This is a genomic window from Streptomyces sp. Ac-502, assembly GCF_045222935.1.
In the GTDB taxonomy this organism is placed as follows: domain Bacteria; phylum Actinomycetota; class Actinomycetes; order Streptomycetales; family Streptomycetaceae; genus Streptomyces; species Streptomyces monomycini.
On sequence record NZ_JBHFFO010000001.1, the window covers coordinates 7,468,876 to 7,488,834 of the forward strand.

A 19,959-nucleotide genomic window follows, 5' to 3' on the forward strand; every position below is an offset into this window, starting at 1 on the left:
ACCGTGAGAAGGTCAAGAGGGTGTGCATGTGGCCGGGTGGGGGCGGGATTTGGGGCCGTGGCAGACTCGGCGGTCATGTCGGAGATCACGCAGGACATGAGCCCCGCTGTCACGTTCGGACTGCTCGCTGCCTGGGCGCTGCACGACGCGGAGGAGGTGGCCTTCGGGCCACGGTGGATACGGGAGCACCTGCCGGAGCTGCGGGAACGGTTTTCCGGGGCGCCGGAGCGGCTCTGGACTGTGCTGGAGGGTGTCGATCAGCGGGAGTTCACGGTCGCGGTGGGCGCCGTGGCGGTGATCGTGGCCGCCGCCTCGGCGCGCGGGCACCGCACCGGCGGCCGGTCGGCCTTCTTCCAGGGTGCGGTGGACGGGTTCGGGCTGCACGGCCTGGTCCACCTCGCGCAGGCCGTGGCCGTACGCGGTTACACGCCCGGCTCGGTCACCTCACCGCTGATCGTCATCCCGTACGCCGTGTGGGCACGCGGCAGGCTGCGGCGCGCGGGGCGCCTCCGGCCCACGGACGCGCGCGGAGTGGTGAGCGGGCTGGCCCTGGCCGGAGCGGCCACGGCGCTGTCCCACTTCGTGGCGCGGCGGCTGGTGAAGCGCTGAGCCGACGGGCCGGGGGCCGGACCCGTACGCGTCAGAGCGCGGCGCGTACGGCGGCCACCCGGTTGGTCGTGACGGCGTCGACGCCCGCGCGCTGGAGGCGGCGCGCGGCGCGGGGCGTGTCGGTGGTCCAGGCGGCACACAGGTAGCCGTCGCCGTGGGCCCGTTCGACCAGGTCAGGGGTGATGAGGCCGAAGTGGTAGTTCAGCCAGCGGGGGCGGACGCGGGCCAGCAGTTCGGGGCGGGGCGGGGCCGTACGGGACCAGGACAGGGCCAGTTCGGCGGCCGGATCGGCAGCGCGGACGGCCAGCATGGACAGGCCGCCGCCGCAGTAGTACGCGCGGTCGGCGGCGCCGGACTCGTGGACCTCGCCGACGGCGGACTTCGCGGCCGCCGGGTCCGGGAGGTCGATCAGGGCGCGGGCGGACGGGTACTCGGCGGTGAGGGCGAGGGCGGCGCGCAGTGTGGGCACACCGCCCGCCGTGACCTCGTCCACCTGGGCGTACGTCAGCGAGGAGAGCCGGCGGTCGTGGCCCCACAGGCGTTCCAGCGTCGGGTCGTGCAGCAGGACCGGCACCCGGTCGGCGGTCAGCCGTACGTCGATCTCGACCGCGTCGGCGCCCGCTGCGAGCGCGGCGCCGAGCGAGGCGAGGGTGTTCTCGCGGTGGTCGTACGGGGCGCCGCGGTGACCGATGACCGCGACCCGCCGCCCGGTGGCGGACGCCGGTGCGGCCGGACGGGCCGACAGCGCCCGCGGCGAGGCCGGGGCGTGGCGTCCGGCCCTCACCGCGGCCACGTCGCGGTGTAGTCGTCGATCTCCGCGGCCAGCGCCGCCTTGGCGGCGACGTCCATGAACGACGCCTCGACGGCGTTCTTGGCCAGGGCGGCGACCCCGGCGGCGTCGAGGTCCAGCAGGCGCGCGGCGACCCCGTACTCCAGGCACAGATCGGTGCCGAACATCGGCGGGTCGTCGCTGTTGATCGTCACCAGCACCCCCGCGTCGGCCATCTCCTTGAGCGGGTGCTCGTCGAGGGTGCGCACGGCGCGGGTGGCGATGTTCGAGGTCGGGCAGACCTCCAGCGGGATGCGGTGCTCGGCGAGGTGGGCCAGCAGCTTCGGGTCCTGGACGGAACTGGTGCCGTGCCCGATCCGCTCGGCGCGCAGGTCGGTCAGCGCGTCCCAGACGGTCTGCGGGCCGGTGGTCTCGCCGGCGTGCGGGACCGAGCGCAGGCCCGCGGCGATGGCGCGGTCGAAGTACGGCTTGAACTGCGGGCGCGGCACGCCGATCTCCGGGCCGCCGAGCCCGAACGAGACCAGGCCCTCCGGCCGCAGGTCGCAGGCGATCCGCGTGGTCTCCTCGGCCGCGTCCAGTCCGGCTTCGCCGGGGATGTCGAAGCACCAGCGCAGCACCACGCCCAGCTCGGTCTCCGCCGCCCGCCGCGCGTCCTCGATGGCCTCGACGAACGCCTCGTCGGGGATGCCGCGACGGGTGGAGCTGTACGGGGTGACGGTCAGCTCGGCGTAGCGGATGTTCTGCCGCGCCATGTCACGGGCGACCTCGTACGTCAGCAGCCGGACGTCCGTGGCGTCCCGGATGAGGTCCACGACGGAGAGGTAGACCTGGATGAAGTGGGCGAAGTCGCGGAAGGTGAAGTAGTCGGTGAGCGCCTCGGGGTCGGTGGGGACCGCGGAGTCCGGGTGGCGGGCGGCCAGCTCGGCGACGATGCGGGGGGACGCCGATCCGACGTGGTGGACGTGCAGCTCCGCCTTGGGCAGTCCGGCGATGAAGGCGTCGAGATCGGACAACGGTTCCTCCTGGTCGAGGGGCGAGCTGGGCGTGCTGCGGACGGTGGCCATCGTATGCGGGCCCCGGCCGCCCGAACGGCGCAGGTCTTGGCGGAACGGAGCAGGTCTTAGCATGGGCGGACCGTGACCGTGGGGGGAATGTGGGGATGTCGATGTCCGACCGTGAGCAGCCCGAGCCGCACGACCCGTGGGCGCCGCCGGAGAACCGGAGCCCGCGGCCCGCGCCGCCGGTGAGCGCTTCGGGTACTGCGGGCGGGGCGGGCACTGCGGGCGGGGCGAGTGCTTCGGGCGCCGCGGACGGGCCCGCTGCGTCCGGGGGCCCGAACGGTTCCGACGTGCTGAGCAAGCCGGTGGCTCCGGGCGGCCGGTACGACGTTCCGCCGCCGCCACCCGCGCCGGGGACGGTGGGTGCGGACACGCCTCCCGGTCCCTCCGGTTCCGGAGTGCCGCCCATATCCGGCGCCGGGGCGGACGGGCAGCAGCCCGAAGCCCCGGACGGCACCACCCAGCTTCCCTACGGCGCTGCCCAGCCCCCTTACGGCCCCTCCGGCCCGGGCGTTGCGCCGTACCCCGGCGGCAACCCGGGGCAGCACCTGCCGTCCGGCTACCAGCCGTACTGGGCGCCTGCCGGGCCGAGCAACGGTTACGGCACGGCCGCTCTCGTCCTCGGGATCGTCGGTGCCACCCTCTGCTTCACGATCGTGTTCGGCGTCCTCCTCGGTGTGCTCGCGATCATTTTCGGCGCTCTCGGACGCGGGAAGGTGTCCAGGGGCGAGGCGGACAACGGCGGGAGCGCGCTGGCCGGGATGGTGCTGGGCGGTGTGGCGCTGCTGCTGAGCGGGGTCATGCTCTGCTGGGTCGTGATGGCGTACGCCACCGACCCGGGCGACGACGACCCGTGGTACCCCGGCTACTACGGTGACAGCTCCGGCGGCTCGACCTCCGGCGGCGGCTCCGGCGGCGGCTCCTCCGGCGGCTCCGGTGCCGACGACGACGGTCCGGACACGTACCAAGCCGCGCCCGCCCCCGGCCCGCGCACCTTCGAGGCCGTGTCCGCCGACCCGACCGCGGTCCCCGCCCTGTCGGCGCACCCCCGCGGCCGGCTCGTCGTCTCCGCCTAGTCCTTCGCGGACGCCACCCCCGTCCCCGTCCCTGTCCCTGTCCCCGCTCCTGTCACCGTCGCCTTCTCCGCTTCCGCGGCCAGCCGCTGGCGCGCCTCCATCAAGGCGAAGCCGAGCAGGTTGAGGCCGCGCCAGCGTGCCGGGTCCGGTGCGCGCTCGTCGTCGGCGGCCAGGCCGATGCCCCATATCCGGTCCATCGGGCTGGCCTCGACGAGGACGCGGGAGCCGGTGCCGAGCAGGTAGTCGCGCAGGGCGGGGTCCTGGCCGAACTTGTGGACGTTGCCCTCGACCACGAACCCGAAGCGGTGCCGCTCCCACTCCGCGGGGTCGAAGCCGCGCACCGAGCGGCCGGCGTCCTTCGCCTGCTTCGGGTGGGTGGCGGACACCGCCCGCCGCTCCGCCTCGGGGTCGCCGAACAGCCGGGCCTTGCAGGCCATCATCCAGTGCTCGGCGGTGGCGTACCGCACGCCGTCGACCGTGAACGGAGCGGGCCACCACTGGCTGAAGCAACTCGCGCCGAGCTGCCCGTCGCGGCGTGGCGCGTGGCCCCAGAAGAAGATGTATGTGTGCCGCTTTCCCGCGGCCGTCCCGGCGGTCAACTCCGCCACCGACCGCGGCCCGTCGGCCCCGGCAGGGGCCGCCCCCACCGGGCCCGCCCCGATCTCCACGGTGCCGGCCCCGGTCTCCGCCGCGCCTGCCCCGCCCTGTCCCACTGCCTCGTTCATCCCCGTACCCCCGTGCCGTCGTGCATCATGCCGGGATTCTGTCAGCGGGCACTGACAACGTGTCGGGGTGCCCCACGATGGAAATCGCAGAATCCGTCGCGTAACCAAAAGGCAACAACGGAATCACTTGTTGAGGCCCTGCCCCTCTGTCAAGATCAGCCATCAATTCCGGAAAGAGCTACGCCTGGGTGTGCCGCCGAGCGGCCCCGGCGCCCGGCGGAGGAGAGCACCATGGTTCAGCGATTCGACGTGCACGAACGTTTCGCCGAGGGCGCGCAGTACTTCGCCGGCGAGCTCCGGGACGGCAGTTCCGGCCGCGGCCAGCAGGTGGTCGATCCGGCCACCGGCGAGCAGGTGTTCAGCTACCGGCTGGCCTCGACGGCGGACGTGGACACGGCCGTACGGGCCGCGGCGGACGCCTTCCCCGGCTGGGCGGGCGCGACCCCGGGCGAGCGCTCGGACGCCCTGCACCGCTTCGCCGCCGTCCTGGGCGAGTGGGCCGGCGAGCTGGCGTACGCCGAGTCGCTGCAGTGCGGCAAGCCGGTCAAGCTCAGCGAGGAGTTCGACGTACCGGGCTCGGTCGACAACGCGGCTTTCTTCGCGGGCGCCGCGCGGCACCTGGAGGGCAGGTCGGCGGGGGAGTACAGCCCCGACCACACCTCCGTGGTCCGCCGCGAGCCCATCGGCGTCGTCGGCTCGATCGCGCCGTGGAACTACCCGCTCCAGATGGCGGCCTGGAAGGTGCTGCCGGCCATCGCCGCGGGCAACACGATCGTCCTGAAGCCCGCCGAGATCACGCCGCTGACCTCCCTGATGTTCGCGCAGGCGGCCACCGAGGCGGGCATCCCGGACGGCGTGCTCAACATCGTCTCCGGCGCTGGCCGGGAGGCCGGCGAGCACCTGGTCGCCCACCCCGACGTCGCCATGACCTCCTTCACCGGCTCGACGGCGGTCGGCAAGCGGGTCGCCGAGATCGCCACGAGCACCGTCAAACGGCTGCACCTCGAACTCGGCGGCAAGGCGCCCTTCGTGGTCTTCGACGACGCCGACCTGGAGGCGGCGGTGCACGGCGCGGTGGCCGGCGCCCTGATCAACTCCGGTCAGGACTGCACCGCCGCCACCCGCGCCTACGTACAGCGCCCGCTGTACGACGCGTTCGTCGGCGGCGTCGCCGACCTGATGGCGACCGTACGGCTCGGCGACCCGTTCGACCCCGCCACCGATCTCGGCCCGCTCGTCTCGCACACCCAGCGCGACCGGGTCGCCGGTCTCGTCGAGCGCGCCCGGTCCTACGCCACCGTCGTCACCGGCGGCGAGGCGCCCCAGGGCGACCTGGCCAAGGGCGCGTACTACCGGCCCACGCTCCTCACGGGCGCCGCGCAGGACAGCGAGGCCGTACAGCAGGAGATCTTCGGCCCGGTGCTGGTCGTACTGCCCTTCGACAGCGACGACGAGGGCATCGCGCTCGCCAACGACACCCCGTACGGCCTGGCGGCCTCCGCCTGGAGCCGGGACGTGTACCGCACCGGCCGCGCCACCCGCGAGATCAAGGCGGGCTGCGTCTGGGTCAACGACCACATCCCGATCGTCAGCGAGATGCCGCACGGCGGCTACCGGGCCAGTGGCTTCGGCAAGGACATGTCCGCGTACTCCTTCGAGGACTACACGCAGGTCAAGCACGTCATGTACGACAACACCGGGGCCGCGAGGAAGGACTGGCACCGGACCGTCTTCGGGGACCGCGCCTGACGCGGAACGGCCATCGTCACCGGCTGACCACCGGGCTCATCAGGAAAGGGCACCGCGCATGGAGGACAGTCAGCAGCCCGGGAGCCTGTCGCCGCCCGAACTCGCCGCCGTACGGCGCAGCCTCACCGACGGCCGGATGGCCATGACCCGGCGGTCGCTGCTGCGCGCGTCCGGGGCGGGGGCGCTCGCGCTCGGCGGTCTCGGCGCGCTGTCGGCCTGCGGCATCCCGCCAGCGGGCCGTACGGACGCCGGACGGTCCGTGGACCACTCCGGGCAGGAGAAACGTGTCGTCTTCTCCAACTGGACGGAGTACCTGGACGTCGGCGACGACGGCAGCCGCCGGCCGACCCTGGACGCCTTCACCCGCCGTACCGGGATCACGGTGAAGTACACCGAGGACATCAACGACAACGACGAGTTCTTCGGCAAGGTCCAGGCACAGCTCGCCGCCGGTCAGGACACCGGCCGGGACCTGATCGTGCTGACGGACTGGATGTGCGCGCGGATGATCTCGCTGGGCTGGATCCAGCGGTTGGACCAGGGGAATCTTCCGCACGCGTCCGACCGCCTCGCGCGGCAGTTCCGCGCTCCGGACTGGGACCCCGGCCGGGCCCATTCCTATCCCTGGACGGGCATTCCGGCGGTCATCGCGTACAACGCGAAGGCCACCGAGGGGCGCACGGTCGATTCCGTCAGCCAATTGCTCGACGATCCTCAGCTCAAGGGGCGGGTCGGATTCCTCTCGGAGATGCGGGACAGCGTCGGACTGACGCTCCTGGACATGGGAAAGCGGCCCGAGGACTGCACGGCCGACGATTTCGACGCGGCCGTCGCCCGGCTGCAGAAGGGCGTGGACGGCAAGCAGATCCGCCGTTTCACCGGCAACGACTACATCAACGACCTCAGCAAGGGCGATCTCGCCGCCTGCGTGGCCTGGGCCGGGGACGTCGTCCAGTTGCAGCAGGACAACCCGGACATCAAGTACGCCGTGCCGAAGGCCGGATACATGACGTCGACCGACAATCTGATGGTGCCGAACCGGGCCCGGCACAAGAAGAACGCCGAGCGTCTCATCGACTACTGCTACGAGCCGAAGGTGGCGGCGCGGATCGCGGCGTACATCAATTACGTGTGCCCGGTCGACGGGGTACGCGAGGAACTGGCGAAGATCGACCGGGACCTGGCGGACAATCCGCTGATCCTCCCGGACCGGGAGATGGCCGCCAGGTCGCATTCCTTCCGGGCCCTGAATGCCGGGGAGAGCAAGGAATTCGCCCAGAAATTCGCCGATCTGACGGGTGCCTGAGAAGGCTCCGAGCCCGGCCCGCCTCCTGAACAGGACCCGGCACCGCCCCGGTGCCTGGAAAGGCGACGGACCGGCCCGCCCGGGTCCGCCTCCGGACCGCCCCAGCCCCGCCCTCCGACCCACGGGACCACCCATGACACAGACCTCCGGTGGCGACGTCCGCCTCTCCGGGATCAGCAAGACGTACGGCTCCTTCACCGCCGTCCACCCGCTCGACCTGACGGTCCCGGCGGGCTCCTTCTTCGCGCTGCTGGGCGCCTCCGGCTGCGGCAAGACCACCACCCTGCGCATGATCGCGGGCCTGGAGGACCCGTCCGCCGGCACCGTCGAGCTGGACGGCCGGGACATCACCGCGCTGCCCCCGTACAAGCGCCCGGTCAACACCGTCTTCCAGAACTACGCGCTCTTCCCGCACCTGGACATCTTCGAGAACATCGCGTTCGGCCTGCGCCGCCGCGGCATCAAATCCGTGAAGAAACAGGTCGAGGAGATGCTCGACCTGGTCGAACTCGGTCCGATGGCGCGCCGTAGCCCCAAGCAGCTCTCCGGCGGCCAGCAGCAGCGCGTCGCGGTGGCCCGCGCTCTGATCAACCACCCGCAGGTGCTCCTCCTGGACGAGCCGCTCGGCGCCCTCGACCTCAAGCTGCGCCGCCAGATGCAGCTCGAACTCAAACGCATCCAGACCGAGGTCGGCATCACCTTCGTGCACGTCACCCACGACCAGGAGGAGGCCATGACCATGGCCGACACGGTCGCGGTGATGAACGGCGGCCGGGTCGAGCAGCTCGGCGCCCCCGCCGACCTGTACGAGAACCCCGGCACCACCTTCGTCGCCAACTTCCTGGGCACCTCCAACCTCATCGAGGCCGAGGTGGTGACGGCCGGCGGCGACGACCTGCTGCTCACCGCGGGCGGCAGCAAGCTGCGGCTGCCCGCCGGACGATGTCGCACCGCGGCCCGTACCGGCGGCACGGTCCTCGCGGGCGTACGGCCGGAGAAGATCAGCCTCGCGCACGCCGACGACGCCGGCACGATCGCCGACGGCCGTAACCGGCTGACCGGCCGCATCGCCCACGCCGGGTTCCTCGGCGTCAGCACGCAGTACGTCGTCGAGACCCCGGGCGCCGGGCGCCTCGCCGTCTACGAGCAGAACGTGGAACGCGACGCGCGCCTGGCGCCCGGCGCCGAGGTCGTCCTCCACTGGAACCCCGCGCACACCTTCGGCCTGGACGCCTCCCAGGACATCGGGGCCGACGCGGACACCGGCGAGGAGACGGCATGACGACGACCACCGAGGCGCCACCACCCGCCTCCGCGGACGCGCCCGAGGCCCGGGCACGCGGCACGCGCAAGCGGCTCGTCCCGTACTGGCTGCTGCTCCCCGGCATCCTGTGGCTGGTCGTCTTCTTCGCCGCCCCGCTCGTCTACCAGGCGTCCACGTCGGTGCAGACCGGCTCCCTCGAAGAGGGCTTCGAGGTCACCTGGCACTTCGCCGCCTACTGGGACGCGCTCGGCGCGTACTGGCCGCAGTTCCTGCGCTCGGTCGGCTACGCGGCCACCGCGACCGTGCTCTGCCTGGTCCTGGGCTACCCGCTCGCGTACCTCATCGCCTTCAAAGCGGGCCGCTGGCGCAACGTGGTGATGGTCCTGGTCATCGCCCCGTTCTTCACCAGCTTCCTGATCCGCACGCTGGCCTGGAAGACGATCCTGGCGGACGGCGGCCCGGTGGTCGGCGTACTGAACTCGCTGCACGTCCTGGACGTGACCAGCTGGCTCGGGCTGACCGAGGGGCAGCGGGTGCTGGCCACGCCGCTGGCGGTGGTCTGCGGCCTGACGTACAACTTCCTGCCGTTCATGGTGCTGCCGCTCTACACCTCGCTGGAGCGCATCGACCCCCGGCTGCACGAGGCCGCCGGCGACCTGTACGCGCGCCCGGTCACCACCTTCCGCCGGGTGACGTTCCCGCTGTCCATGCCGGGGGTGGTGGCCGGCACGCTGCTGACCTTCATCCCCGCGGCGGGCGACTACATCAACGCCGAACTGCTCGGTTCCACCGACCAGAAGATGATCGGCAACGTCATCCAGTCGCAGTTCCTGCGCGTCCTGGACTACCCGACCGCCGCCGCGCTCTCCTTCATCCTCATGGCGGCCATCCTCGCCATGGTCACGCTCTACATCCGCAAGTCCGGGACGGAGGACCTGGTCTGATGGCCGTGCTCCGGTGGCTGCGCCGCCACCTCGTCGTACTCGCGGGCCTCGGCACGCTCGGGTACCTGATCCTGCCCAACCTCGTCGTCCTGGTCTTCTCGTTCAACAAGCCCAACGGCCGCTTCAACTACGCGTGGCAGCGCTTCTCGGCGGACGCCTGGGCCGATCCGTGCGGCGTCGCGGACCTGTGCGGGTCGCTGGGCCTGAGCCTGCGGATCGCGCTCTGGGCGACGCTCGGCGCGACCGTACTGGGCACCATGATCGCCTTCGCGCTGGCCCGCTACCGCTTCCGGGCCCGGCCCGCCGTCAACACCCTGATCTTCCTGCCGATGGCGATGCCCGAGGTGGTGATGGCCGCCTCGCTGGCCACCCTCTTCCTCAACATGGGCATCCGCTTCGGTTTCTGGACGATCCTGATCGCGCACATCATGTTCTGCCTGAGTTTTGTCGTCACGGCGGTCAAGGCCCGCGTCATGAGCATGGACCCGCGCCTGGAACAGGCGGCCCAGGACCTCTACGCGTCCCCCGCTCAGACGTTCCTGCGCGTGACGCTGCCGATCGCCGCCCCCGGCATCGCGGCGGGCGCGCTGCTCTCCTTCGCGCTGTCCTTCGACGACTTCATCATCACCAACTTCAACGCCGGCTCCACCGTGACGTTCCCCATGTTCGTCTGGGGATCGGCGCAGCGTGGCACACCCGTTCAGATCAACGTCATCGGAACGGCGATGTTCCTCATCGCCGTGCTCTGCGTCCTGGGAGGGCAACTGCTCTCCGGGCGCCGGAAGAGGAGCTGAGAACCATGGCACGAGCTGCCATGACCACCCCCGCCCATGCCCTCGCGGACGCCGCACCGGTCTCCTTCTGGCTGGACGACGCGGACCGTCCCGCCGCCCTGCCCGCCCTCGTCGGCGACGAGCGCACCGACCTGCTCGTCGTCGGCGGCGGCTACTCCGGACTGTGGACCGCGCTGATCGCCAAGGAGCGCGACCCCGGACGCGACGTCGTCCTCGTGGAGGGCCAGGAGGTCGGCTGGGCCGCGTCCGGCCGCAACGGAGGCTTCTGCGCCGCCTCCCTGACCCACGGCCTCGGCAACGGCCTGGACCGCTGGCCGGACGAGCTGACGAAGCTGGAGGAACTGGGCGCCCGCAACCTCGACGCCATCGAGGGCACCGTCGCCCGCCACGGCATCGACTGCGCCTTCGAACGCACCGGCGAGATCGACATCGCCACCGAACCCCACCAGGTCGCCGAGCTGAAGGAAGGCGCCGAACAGGCCGCGCGACTGGGCCTGCCCGGGGTGGAATTCCTCGACCGCGAGGCGCTGCGCGAGCACGTCGTCTCGCCGACGTTCCTGGCCGGCCTCTGGAACCGTACAGGCGTCGCCATGCTCAACCCGGCCCGCCTCGCCTGGGGGCTGAAGAAGGCCTGCCTGGACCTCGGCGTGCGGATCTACGAGCACACGCCCGCCACCGCCCTCGCCGCCGACGGCGTGGGCATGGCCGCCCGCACCCCGTACGGCCGGGTCTTCGCGCGCCGGATCGCCCTCGGCACCAACGTCTTCCCGTCCCTGGTGCGCCGCGTCCGCCCGTACGTCGTGCCCGTCTACGACCACGTGCTGATGACCGAGCCGCTCTCCGCCGAACAGCAGGCGGCGATCGGCTGGCAGGGCCGCCAGGGCCTGTCCGACAGCAACCACCACTTCCACTACTTCCGCCGTACCGCCGACCACCGCATCCTGTGGGGCGGCTACGACGCCGTCTACCGCTTCAACGCGTCGGTCCGGGCCGAATACGACCACCGCCCCGCCACGTACGAGAAGCTGGCCCGGCACTTCTTCCAGTGCTTCCCCCAGCTGGAGGGCCTGCGCTTCACCCACACCTGGGGCGGTGCCATCGACACCTGCTCGCGCTTCTCCGCCTTCTTCGGCACCGCGCACGCCGGGCGGGTCGCCTACGCCGCCGGGTACACCGGCCTGGGCGTGGGCGCCACCCGCTTCGGGGCCGAGGTGATGCTCGACCTCCTGGCGGGGGAGCGGACCGAACGCACCGAGCTGGAGATGGTCCGCAGGAAGCCGTTGCCGTTCCCGCCGGAGCCGCTGCGCTGGGCCGGGATCGGGCTGACGCAGTGGTCGATGACGCGGGCCGACACCCACGGCGGCCGGCGCAACCTGTGGCTGCGCGCGATGGACAAGGCCGGGCTGGGCTTCGACAGCTGAGGGGCCGGGGGGCCTTGGCAGGTCCCGGGGCCGGATGGGGTTCGCATGGGCCCCCGGCGCGTTCCGTACCCGGCCGGCGTCCGGGGCCCGCCGCCCGCCCCTCCTGCGCGCCGGTACACCACTCCGCGCCCCCGCCTGCTCCCGTCTTCCGCGAAAAACCCCGGCAAACCCGTGTAAGGATGCCGCCTCCGCCGCCTCTCACCGGGCGGACAGCGGTCCGAGGGGACCGCGGAAGCGAGGAGACATGGACGCCGCGGGGGCGAAGAACGCAGTGGAGTGGCTGGTGACGGCGGCAGCGGACCCGGACGCCTGCCGGTGGGAATGGGAGCGCAACCCCCTCGGGGTCGCCCTGCTCCCGGCCGGCCGGCTCTGGGACGTGCTGATCGTGCCCGGCGCCCTGGGGCGCCCGACCCTGGACGTACTGACCCGCGTACTGGAGCTGCCGGGGCCGGTCCTCGCGGACTTCGGGGACACCCGTACGGGATTCTTCGTGCCGCCGGGCACCGCGGCGCGCTGGCTCGGCACGGGCGTGCGCGGCGCGGGCGACGGCAGCTGGATCGTGGTGCCGTACCCGGGGCGGGCGACCGGCGGGGTGCGCTGGCTGGTCGTCCCGGACGGTACCGGCCGGCTCACCGAACCGGTCGTGCTCGAACTGGCGATGCACGAGGCCGCCGCACGGCTCGCCGGTGACCGGTGAGAAAACCGGCGCGGCAGCACCGTGAGACAGGACACAGCCGCGCTTTCCCCGGCGCGGCGTTGAGTCGTCCGGCCCCCGCATCCGTGGTCCCGGGTGGGACGTCCGACAGGGCTCCCCGGCGGGCCGGGCGCGTGGGGCGCCCGCCGTCGTAGTCAGGTGCCGCATCTCAGGGGGGAATCATGCGCACGTCGGAGTACGTTCTCGGAAGGCTGGGCGTCGAACCGGCGACGGAATCGGTCTACCGCGCCCTGCTGGCCCACCCGCACGCCTCGGCGGCGGAATTGGCCGCCCGTACGGGAATGACCGGGCAGGAGGCCGAGCGGGCCCTCGGCCGGCTGGCCGGTCTCGCCCTGGCGCACCCTTCCACGGAACGCCCCGGGCGGCTCTACGCGGTGAGCCCGCGCCTGGGCATGGACATTCTGCTCGCCCGGCAGCAGGCCGAACTCGCCGCGCAGCAGCAGCGCGTGGAGGAAAGCCGGGCGGCCGCCGCCCGGCTCGTCTCCGAATTCGCCACGCACCAGCATTCCGTCGCCGACCACGGGGTGTTCCGCGTGATGGGAGCCGACCGGATCAGCGACCACGTACGGGAAATCGGCACCCTCGCCGAGGAGGAATTGCAGGTGTTCGCCGCCGGGCAGCCGTACCCGTCGTCCGCCGCGTCCCCGCGCCTGCACGAGGACCTGCTCGCGCGCGGCATCCGGATACGCACCGTCTGCCTCGACAGCGCACGCAACGATCCGGACGCCGTGGCCCACGCCGAACGGCTGGCGGCGGCCGGCGCCGAGGTCCGTACCGCCGCCGTACTCCCCACCCGCATGGTCGTCGTCGACCACCGTTCCGCGCTCGTCTTCACGGCCGGCGAGGGCGCCACGGAGGCCGCCGTCGCCGTACGGGTGCCGGGCGTCGTGGCCGCGCTGAGCACGCTGTTCGACGCCGTGTGGGCAGCGGCGGAACGGCTGGGCCCACCGCCGTCCCGCCGCGCGGCGGACGGCTTCACCCGGCAGCACCTCGCCGCGCTGCAACTGCTCGCCGAGGGCCACACGGACGCCACGGTCGCCCGGCGGCTGGGCGTCTCGGCCCGGACGGCACGCCGGATCGCCACCGACGCCATGACGGGGATGAAGGCGCGCAGCCGGTTCCAGGCCGGGGTGCTCGCCGCCCAGCTGGGCTATCTGCCGGCGTCGTCCCCCGAGGCGCGGCGCACCGCGTGAAGCGGAAAGGCCGGCCGGTGGCAGCGCACCGGCCGGTTTTCCCTGTCCGTCGCCGCGGGGCCCGGCCGTGGACCGAAAGGGACACGGCCGGTTCGGTCCACCGGCCGCCCCTTTTCCCGTACGACGGCCGGTCCGACACTCCCGCTCATGAAGGCTCTGGTGTTGTCCGGCGGGACGGGAACCCGGCTCCGCCCATTCACGTACTCGATGCCCAAGCAATTGATCCCGATTGCGGGCAAGCCGGTTCTGCGGCACGTCCTGGAAAACATCCGGGACTGCGGGATCACCGACATCGGCATCGCCCTGTGCGCCCGGGACCGGCACATCGCGGCGGCTTTCGGCGACGGCGCGGATCTCGGCGTACGACTCACGTATCTGCGCCAGGAACAGCCCCTGGGGCTGGCGCACTGCGTGGCCCTCGGCCGGGAATTCCTCGGCGCGGAGGATGTCGTGCTGTACCTCGGCGACACCGTGCTGCCCGACGGGGTCGGCACGCTCGCCGCGAAATTCGCCGCCCGCCGTCCGGCCGCGCAGCCGGCGGTCCAGACGGTGCCCGATCCGCGCCGGTCCGGCGTCGCCGAACCGGCGCGGACGGCGCGGTGGTGCGGCTGACGGAGAAGCCGCAGCGGCCGCGCAGCGACCTCGCGCTGGTCGGCGTCTACTTCTTCACCGCCGCGGTGCACCGCGCGGTGGCCGCGACCGGGCCGGGGCCGTGCGGCGAACGGGAGATCACCGACGCCGTGCAGCGGCTGATCACCGCGGGCGCTCGCCAGTTACGCGGCCACGGCCAAGAGCTGCACGGTGACCACCTACTGCGGCCTCGGCCCGCGCCTGGTCCCGTACGTCTGCGACTCCAACCCGGCCAAACAGGGCAGGCTGACCCCCGGCGCCCGCATCCCGGTCCGCCCGCCCGGCGCCTTCAATGCGGCCTGCCCGGACTACGCCCTGCTGTTCGCGTAGAACCACGCGGCGGAGATCATGGCCAGGGAGCGGGCGTTCCGGGCGGCGGGCGGGCGCTGGACCTGTACGTCCCCGGGGTGCGCGTGGTGTGAGGCCGCGGGCCCGCACGGAGTGCTTCCGGCGTCCAGGCGCCCCGAGTCTCCGTCGGCCAGGGCGCTTTTCCTCTCCTTTACACTGATGGCATGTACAGGGAATCTTCGAAACTCAACACTTCGGTCGGTCTGCTGACCGCCGGTCTCGTGCTGCTCGTATTGAGTTTCGTGCTCCCCTCCGGGTTCGTGCGGGGCGTCGCCTGCGGTGCCGGTGTCGTGATGGCTTTGGTGGCGGCGGCTCGCATGGGGCGCGGCGCGGAGCGCGCACAGCGGCAACCGGAGAATTCCGGGCCGTGACGCAATGCGCGCAAGGGCTGTCGATAGCGCACGGGGCCCCTGCGACGTGTAGCGCGTGAGCCAGGTGGGGCGGCACGAAGGCAACTGCTCGTCGTGCCAATCAGTTGACCAGGTCTTCCTGAGAAGCCACAGCCAGAGCGGCTGCTATCGGATCAGTGAGCCTTTTCAGCGTTGCCGCTCCAGGGTGAGGACAGCCCTGGCGATTGACGTCATTCGATTCGGGCTGCAGCGGGCGTGACGGAAGATCCTCCAGGTCTTCAGCCGGGCGACACCACGCTCGACCGGGACTCTTGTGCGGGCGAGCGCGTGATTGACGGTCTTCTGGGTCAGGGTGAGCTCTTGGCGGGGTCGTCGTTTGACCGCCGTGGTCAGCCAGGGGCCGGCTCCTTGGTAGGCGAGGTCGGCCACGAGTGGGACGCCCTGGCGTCCGCAGATCCTGATGATCCGGTGGGTGCGGGCGGCGGTGAGGTCATGGGTTCGGCCCGGCAGAGCGGGCGAGAGCCACAGCAGCCGTCCCGCCGGATCCGTGACCACCTGCACGTTCACTCCGTGACGCCGGTGCCTGGCCGAGTAGTCCGCCTGGCCGTCGCCGACGCGGTCGCACTCGACAAGAGTCCCGTCGAGCAGGGCGAAGCCGGGATCGCTCTCCCGCAGGACCTTGAGCAGGCCCGGCGCACGGACGGCGAGCAGAGTGATGACGGCGCCGACGTAGGCGTGAGCGGTCCCGACGGAGATGCCGAAACCGGCCGAGAGCTGGGCAAGCGTGTCGTGGCGGCGCAGGTACACCAGACCGATCAGGGCACGCTGGTGCGGCGGGAGCTTGCACCGGCGGTCACCTTCGCGGGTGACGATGAGCATCGTGACCCACTCGACCACGGCGTGCGGCAAGTCGAGTGCGGCAGGATAAGGAACCAACGAGGCACCTGCGCTGTTGAGTCGAGACGTCGAACACCTCCCTCACGGCACAGGTGCCTCGTGCGTTGCGCACCTCCTCGCCCTCACCCGATCAGTGGGCAAACTGAAAAGGCTCAGTCATGGTGGCAAGTCCCCCTTGCTCACGCATTTTTGATCGCTGTTTCGTGAACAATGGCGACCGTCAAGACTCGGAGTGGACTCGCCGAGTGTCCGAGTGTCATCTTGCGGTCGGGGTGGGGGCGCGTCCCGGCTCTGCCAGCTTCTCAAGCCGCGGCACGAGGGCGGCGGGGGAGGGCAGGGCCGCCGTCTCGGCGCGGATCTCGGCTGCCACGGCCAGCATCTTGTCGTCCGCGAGCAGGCGGCGCAGCAGCGCGGCGTCCACCGGGTCCGGGGTGCTGACCAGGGCGGCGCCCCGCGCCCGCAGGATCCGCGTCACCTCGAAGTCGTCCGCGCCGCCCGGCAGCACCAGGTGGCGGACGCCCGCGCCGAGCCCGGCCAGGGTGGTGCCGTTGCCGCCGTGGTGGATCATCGCGGTGCAGACCTCCCGCAGCGCGGTCAGCGGCAGTCGGCCTTCGGCCCGTACGTTGGCGGGCAGTTCGCCCAGCGCGGCGGGGTCGGCGTCGCCGAGCGCCAGGACGAACTAGGCGTCCACCGCTCCCGCCGCCCGCAGCTCGCCGACGCCGTTCAGCTGCGGGCGCAGGGTGCCGAGGGTGACCGCGACGGGCGGGCGGGCGGGCGGGCGTTCCAGCAGCCAGGGCGGCAGCACCGCGCCGGTGGTGCAGGGGAGCGTCCGCATGGGCCAGCCGCCCAGGTCGTACGTGGCGATGCTGGGCGGGCGGGTGTCGACCGTCGCGGCGATCGGGGGCCGTCCCGCCAGGCCGTGGCGCCGGTACGCGGCGGCCCGCCACGGACCGAACCGGTCGCTGATCTGCCGGAAGCGGTGGCAGCTGACGGTGTGCTCGACCGCCGGTACCCCGAGCGCGGCGGCCACCAGCGGTCCGGCGCCCTGGAGTTCGGTGTGCAGGACGAGGCCGGGCCGCCAGGACCGGGCTACCTCGACCGTCCGGTCCACGGTGGCCTCGGAGGTCCGGGCGAAAGGTCGCTGTCGCCGCGCCCGGGCCGACCGGTCCGGCGCGCCGCCATCCGGAGAGGAACCATGACGTCCCAAGCCGTCCACGCGTCCGGTCCGACCACCGACGACGCCCCTGACGACACCCGGCCCTGGACGACGGCCGCAGCCGGCCCCTTCGGCGTGCTGATCACCGCGACCGGGCCGGACACCCCGGTCACCGCCGTCCCCGTGCCGTGGCTACGCGAGCTGACCCGGCGTCACCACTAAGTCGGGCTCCGGGGATTCACCGCTCCGGCCGACGCCACGGCACTCGACGCCTACGCGTGCACCTGGGGCGAGGTGATGGAGTGGCCGTTCGGCGCGGTCTTCGACGTACGCGCCCACCAGGACCCCGAGGACCACGTCTTCGACACCGGATTCATGCCGCTGCACTGGGACGGGATGTACGTCGACTTCGTGCCCGAGTTCCAGGTCTTCCACTGCGTCGCGGCGCCCGGTGCGGCCGAAGGCGGCGGCACGCTCTTCCGCGACACCACCCGCGTCCTCGCCGACGCGGACCCCGAGACCCTGGAGCGCTGGCGCGGACTGACCCTGCGCTACCGCAACGCCAAGGTCTCCCACTACGGCGGCCTCGTCGTCTCGCCCCTGATCGAACCGCACCCCGACGCCGGATTCCCGGTCATGCGGTTCCTCGAACCGGTGCCGGACGGCGAGCACATCATCAACCAGCCGGACGTGAGCGTCGAGGGGCTGGAGGGCGAGGCGGCCGCCGCCGAACTGGCCGCCGTCCGCGATGCCGCGTACGACCCCCGGCACGTGTACGTGCACGCCTGGCAGCAGGACGACATCGTCATCGCCGACAACTACACCCTGCTGCACACCCGCGTGCCCTACCGCCGTGGACTGCCGCGCCACCTGCGCCGCGTCCACGTCCTGGGCGACCCCCGCTGCCCAGCCACATCCACGACCGCCGAGGCGCCACCGGGGCCGAGACCGGGGCCGACACCCAGCGAGGGACCGCATGACCGTGACCTGCGAGCAGCAGTCCGAGCCCGAGGAGCAGGCGGAGGACAAGGGCGATGCCGCGTACGCGGCCCGCACGGAGCAGTACTGCGCCCGGATCCTGGACCTGCTGCTGCCACACCACCGGCCCGCCGGCGGACACGCGGGACGACGGGGGCGATGGCGCCGACGGAGCCGAGGGACGCAGCCACGACAGTCACCGGCCCGGGCAGTGCTTCGCCGAACAGCTCGCCCAGATCCGCGGCTTCGTCGCCCGCCGCGAACCGGTGCTGCTGACCCTGCCGGCGTTCCCCTGCAAGTCGCCCGACCCCGCCAAGGTCGCCGGCCACCTCCCCGACCTCGGCGAACTGCTCTCGCTGCGCTTCCTGGACGACCTGTGCGCCGCGATCGACGCGGTCTACCCGCCCGGCGCCCGGCTGCTGATCTGCTCGGACGGCCATGTCTTCGGCGACCTCATACGGGTGCCGGACGCGCACATCGACGCGTACGGCAAGGCGCTGCGCGACATGATCGACGCCAACGGCCTGCGGCACATCGACACCTTCGGCCTCGACCAGGTCTACGACGGCCACACCTACGACGAGAAGCGCGTGCTGCTGGAGAAGGACTACGCGCAGAGCGTGGAGGAGCTGCGGGCCGAGGTGCGGGCGGGCGGACCGGCGCTCAGCCACTACCGCGGCACCATCCGTTTCCTGGTCGAGGACACCGCGGAGTGGACCGGATCCAAGGCCCAGTTGCAGCGCGAATGCCGCGGCCGCGCGTACGGCCTCCTGCGGCGCATCCGGGCGTGGGGCGAGCTGATGGCCCACCCCTACCGGCAGACCGTACGGCTCTCCACCCACCCGCAGGCCTGCGGCTCGGCGAAGTTCGGGATCGCGCTGCTGGAGGCGGCCGACAACTGGCTCACGCCCTGGCACGCCGTCGTCGTGCGGACCGGCACCGACCGCTTCCGGCTGATGAAGCGGCGCGAGGCGGAGCGGGTGGGCATCCCGGCGGGCCCGAGCTGGCGCCCGAGCCACTACATCGCGTCGGAACTGCTCGGCGCGGCGGGCTGACCGTCGCGCCCGGAGTGCGGGCGGTCCGCCCACCGTCCGCACACCGCCGCGCAGACCGCGAGCAGCACCCCGGCCAGGCACCAACTGGCCAGCACGTCCAGCGGCCAGTGATAGGCGCGGCGCACCAGGCCGATGCCGACCGCCAGGTCGAGCAGTCCGACGGCGGCCGCGAGTGCCGGGCCGTGCGTCCGTCCGGGGCGTGCGGCCCATGGGGCGGCGAGCAGCAGGGCCACCGCCCCGTACGCGACGGCCGCCGTCGCCCCGTGCCCGGACGGGAAGAATCCGGCGTGCGCGCCGCCCGCCATCTCCGGCGGACCCGGCCGGGCCAGCCACGTCTTCACCGGCACCACCAGCGCGGGCACCACGGCCATCGTCACCAGCGAGGCCAGCGGCGGGAGCCACCAGCGCGCGGCGGCCGCCCGCCGTCCGCGCCAGGCCGCGTACAGCGCCGCGAGTGCCAGCACCGGCAGCGCGACGACCGTGTTGCCGAGGTCGGCGAAGAACTCCGCCAGGGCGTCGGGTACCGGGCTGTGCGCGACGGCGCGGCCGAATCGTTCGTCCAGCGCGCGCAGCGGACCGTCGAAGGCCACCTGCCAGGTGAGGAACGCGAAGAGCGCGGCGCACAGGACGCCGACCCACAGGAGGGGCCGGAAGAAGAAGGTCGGCCGCCTCGGAACAGGGGGTGGTTCCGAGGCGGCCGCGCTGACCGGAGCGCCGCGCGCCCCGGGGGGTCTGGGGCGGGCGGCCGTCCGATCGGTGAGGATCCCCGGGGCGCTGGGCCCCGGACCCGTGCGCGAGGGCACGGCCTGGCCGCAGCTGGGGAAGCGTCGGCCGGGCGTCGCCCACAGTCCCCAGTGGGCGGGGTGTTTCTCTCATCTGCAGAAACCGTACGGCAGGGAGC

At 72.6% G+C, this 19,959-nt stretch carries 21 protein-coding genes and 2 pseudogenes; 16 read left to right on the forward strand and 7 right to left on the reverse strand.

The genetic code is table 11. From position 1 onward, the window contains the following. The first annotated feature begins 75 nt into the window (after positions 1–75). Complete coding sequence (locus ACEXOX_RS34105) at positions 76–609, forward strand: HXXEE domain-containing protein (RefSeq protein ID WP_406524769.1); 534 nt, start codon at positions 76–78, stop codon at positions 607–609. Between the two features lie 31 nt (positions 610–640). Here the strand turns inward: ACEXOX_RS34105 and ACEXOX_RS34110 are convergent, their stop codons facing one another. After that, complete coding sequence (locus tag ACEXOX_RS34110) at positions 641–1,354, reverse strand: glycerophosphodiester phosphodiesterase (RefSeq protein ID WP_406526558.1); 714 nt, start codon at positions 1,352–1,354, stop codon at positions 641–643. A 35-nt stretch (positions 1,355–1,389) separates the two neighbouring features. After that, positions 1,390–2,412 (reverse strand): adenosine deaminase, encoded by a 1,023-nt coding sequence (locus tag ACEXOX_RS34115; RefSeq protein WP_406524770.1) that lies wholly within the window; start codon positions 2,410–2,412, stop codon positions 1,390–1,392. Positions 2,413–2,855: 443 nt separating this feature from the next. Between ACEXOX_RS34115 and ACEXOX_RS34120 the strand changes: the two genes are divergently transcribed. Then, complete coding sequence (locus ACEXOX_RS34120; RefSeq protein WP_406524771.1) at positions 2,856–3,533, forward strand: DUF4190 domain-containing protein; 678 nt, start codon at positions 2,856–2,858, stop codon at positions 3,531–3,533. Here the strand turns inward: ACEXOX_RS34120 and ACEXOX_RS34125 are convergent. After that, entirely contained in the window at positions 3,530–4,258 is a 729-nt protein-coding gene (locus ACEXOX_RS34125; RefSeq protein WP_406524772.1) for an NADAR family protein, read from the reverse strand. The genes ACEXOX_RS34120 and ACEXOX_RS34125 overlap by 4 nt on opposite strands. 231 nt (positions 4,259–4,489) lie before the next feature. On the opposite strand from ACEXOX_RS34125, the gene ACEXOX_RS34130 reads away from it, so the two are divergent. The 11 genes and pseudogenes from ACEXOX_RS34130 to ACEXOX_RS34180 all read left to right on the forward strand — a co-directional run bounded on the left by ACEXOX_RS34130 (position 4,490) and on the right by ACEXOX_RS34180 (position 14,993). Then, on the forward strand, positions 4,490–6,007 hold the full coding sequence (locus tag ACEXOX_RS34130) for a gamma-aminobutyraldehyde dehydrogenase (RefSeq protein ID WP_406524773.1): 1,518 nt from the start codon (positions 4,490–4,492) through the stop codon (positions 6,005–6,007). Between the two features lie 58 nt (positions 6,008–6,065). Then, positions 6,066–7,313 (forward strand): spermidine/putrescine ABC transporter substrate-binding protein, encoded by a 1,248-nt coding sequence (locus ACEXOX_RS34135; protein WP_406524774.1) that lies wholly within the window; start codon positions 6,066–6,068, stop codon positions 7,311–7,313. A gap of 133 nt (positions 7,314–7,446) precedes the next feature. Then, complete coding sequence (locus ACEXOX_RS34140) at positions 7,447–8,595, forward strand: ABC transporter ATP-binding protein (protein WP_406524775.1); 1,149 nt, start codon at positions 7,447–7,449, stop codon at positions 8,593–8,595. Then, positions 8,592–9,521 carry an ABC transporter permease gene (locus tag ACEXOX_RS34145; RefSeq protein ID WP_406524776.1) on the forward strand — a complete coding sequence of 310 codons (930 nt, stop codon included), beginning with the start codon at positions 8,592–8,594 and terminating at the stop codon, positions 9,519–9,521. Before ACEXOX_RS34140 ends, ACEXOX_RS34145 begins: the two co-directional genes overlap by 4 nt. Beyond that, positions 9,521–10,315 (forward strand): ABC transporter permease, encoded by a 795-nt coding sequence (locus ACEXOX_RS34150; RefSeq protein WP_406524777.1) that lies wholly within the window; start codon positions 9,521–9,523, stop codon positions 10,313–10,315. The genes ACEXOX_RS34145 and ACEXOX_RS34150 overlap by 1 nt, the downstream gene beginning before the upstream one ends. A gap of 5 nt (positions 10,316–10,320) precedes the next feature. After that, complete coding sequence (locus tag ACEXOX_RS34155; protein ID WP_406524778.1) at positions 10,321–11,736, forward strand: NAD(P)/FAD-dependent oxidoreductase; 1,416 nt, start codon at positions 10,321–10,323, stop codon at positions 11,734–11,736. Between the two features lie 244 nt (positions 11,737–11,980). Beyond that, positions 11,981–12,433 (forward strand): hypothetical protein, encoded by a 453-nt coding sequence (locus ACEXOX_RS34160; protein ID WP_030017349.1) that lies wholly within the window; start codon positions 11,981–11,983, stop codon positions 12,431–12,433. A 179-nt stretch (positions 12,434–12,612) separates the two neighbouring features. After that, the gene (locus ACEXOX_RS34165; protein WP_406524779.1) at positions 12,613–13,644 is read left to right on the forward strand and encodes a helix-turn-helix domain-containing protein; all 1,032 of its coding nucleotides are present in this window, start codon (positions 12,613–12,615) and stop codon (positions 13,642–13,644) included. A gap of 147 nt (positions 13,645–13,791) precedes the next feature. Continuing rightward, positions 13,792–14,411, forward strand: a pseudogene (locus ACEXOX_RS34170) (sugar phosphate nucleotidyltransferase); the annotation flags it as partial. Between the two features lie 34 nt (positions 14,412–14,445). Further along, positions 14,446–14,604 carry a hypothetical protein gene (locus tag ACEXOX_RS34175; RefSeq protein ID WP_406526559.1) on the forward strand — a complete coding sequence of 53 codons (159 nt, stop codon included), beginning with the start codon at positions 14,446–14,448 and terminating at the stop codon, positions 14,602–14,604. A 182-nt stretch (positions 14,605–14,786) separates the two neighbouring features. Further along, positions 14,787–14,993 (forward strand): hypothetical protein, encoded by a 207-nt coding sequence (locus tag ACEXOX_RS34180; protein ID WP_406524780.1) that lies wholly within the window; start codon positions 14,787–14,789, stop codon positions 14,991–14,993. Positions 14,994–15,158: 165 nt separating this feature from the next. Here ACEXOX_RS34180 and ACEXOX_RS34185 read toward each other — a convergent pair whose 3' ends face one another. From ACEXOX_RS34185 to ACEXOX_RS34195, 3 genes are all read right to left on the reverse strand, one after another. Then, positions 15,159–15,908 (reverse strand): transposase family protein, encoded by a 750-nt coding sequence (locus tag ACEXOX_RS34185; protein ID WP_406518867.1) that lies wholly within the window; start codon positions 15,906–15,908, stop codon positions 15,159–15,161. Positions 15,909–16,125: 217 nt separating this feature from the next. Next, positions 16,126–16,542: a nucleotide disphospho-sugar-binding domain-containing protein gene (locus ACEXOX_RS34190; protein ID WP_406526560.1), complete on the reverse strand. Its 417-nt coding sequence runs from the start codon at positions 16,540–16,542 to the stop codon at positions 16,126–16,128. A 6-nt stretch (positions 16,543–16,548) separates the two neighbouring features. Beyond that, the gene (locus ACEXOX_RS34195; protein WP_406524781.1) at positions 16,549–17,085 is read right to left on the reverse strand and encodes a hypothetical protein; all 537 of its coding nucleotides are present in this window, start codon (positions 17,083–17,085) and stop codon (positions 16,549–16,551) included. On the opposite strand from ACEXOX_RS34195, the gene ACEXOX_RS34200 reads away from it, so the two are divergent. From ACEXOX_RS34200 to ACEXOX_RS34210, 3 genes and pseudogenes are all read left to right on the forward strand, one after another. Continuing rightward, positions 17,065–17,247, forward strand: a complete 183-nt coding sequence (locus ACEXOX_RS34200; RefSeq protein ID WP_406524782.1) for a hypothetical protein — start codon at positions 17,065–17,067, stop codon at positions 17,245–17,247. The genes ACEXOX_RS34195 and ACEXOX_RS34200 overlap by 21 nt on opposite strands. A gap of 18 nt (positions 17,248–17,265) precedes the next feature. Beyond that, positions 17,266–18,279 (forward strand): annotated as a pseudogene (locus ACEXOX_RS34205) (TauD/TfdA family dioxygenase); the annotation flags it as partial. Then, positions 18,270–19,058 (forward strand): L-tyrosine/L-tryptophan isonitrile synthase family protein, encoded by a 789-nt coding sequence (locus ACEXOX_RS34210; RefSeq protein WP_406524783.1) that lies wholly within the window; start codon positions 18,270–18,272, stop codon positions 19,056–19,058. The pseudogene ACEXOX_RS34205 and the gene ACEXOX_RS34210, both read left to right, overlap by 10 nt. Here ACEXOX_RS34210 and ACEXOX_RS34215 read toward each other — a convergent pair. Beyond that, entirely contained in the window at positions 19,022–19,861 is an 840-nt protein-coding gene (locus ACEXOX_RS34215) for a phosphatase PAP2 family protein (protein ID WP_406524784.1), read from the reverse strand. The two genes, ACEXOX_RS34210 and ACEXOX_RS34215, sit on opposite strands and share 37 nt — an antisense overlap. Positions 19,862–19,959 lie beyond the last annotated feature (98 nt).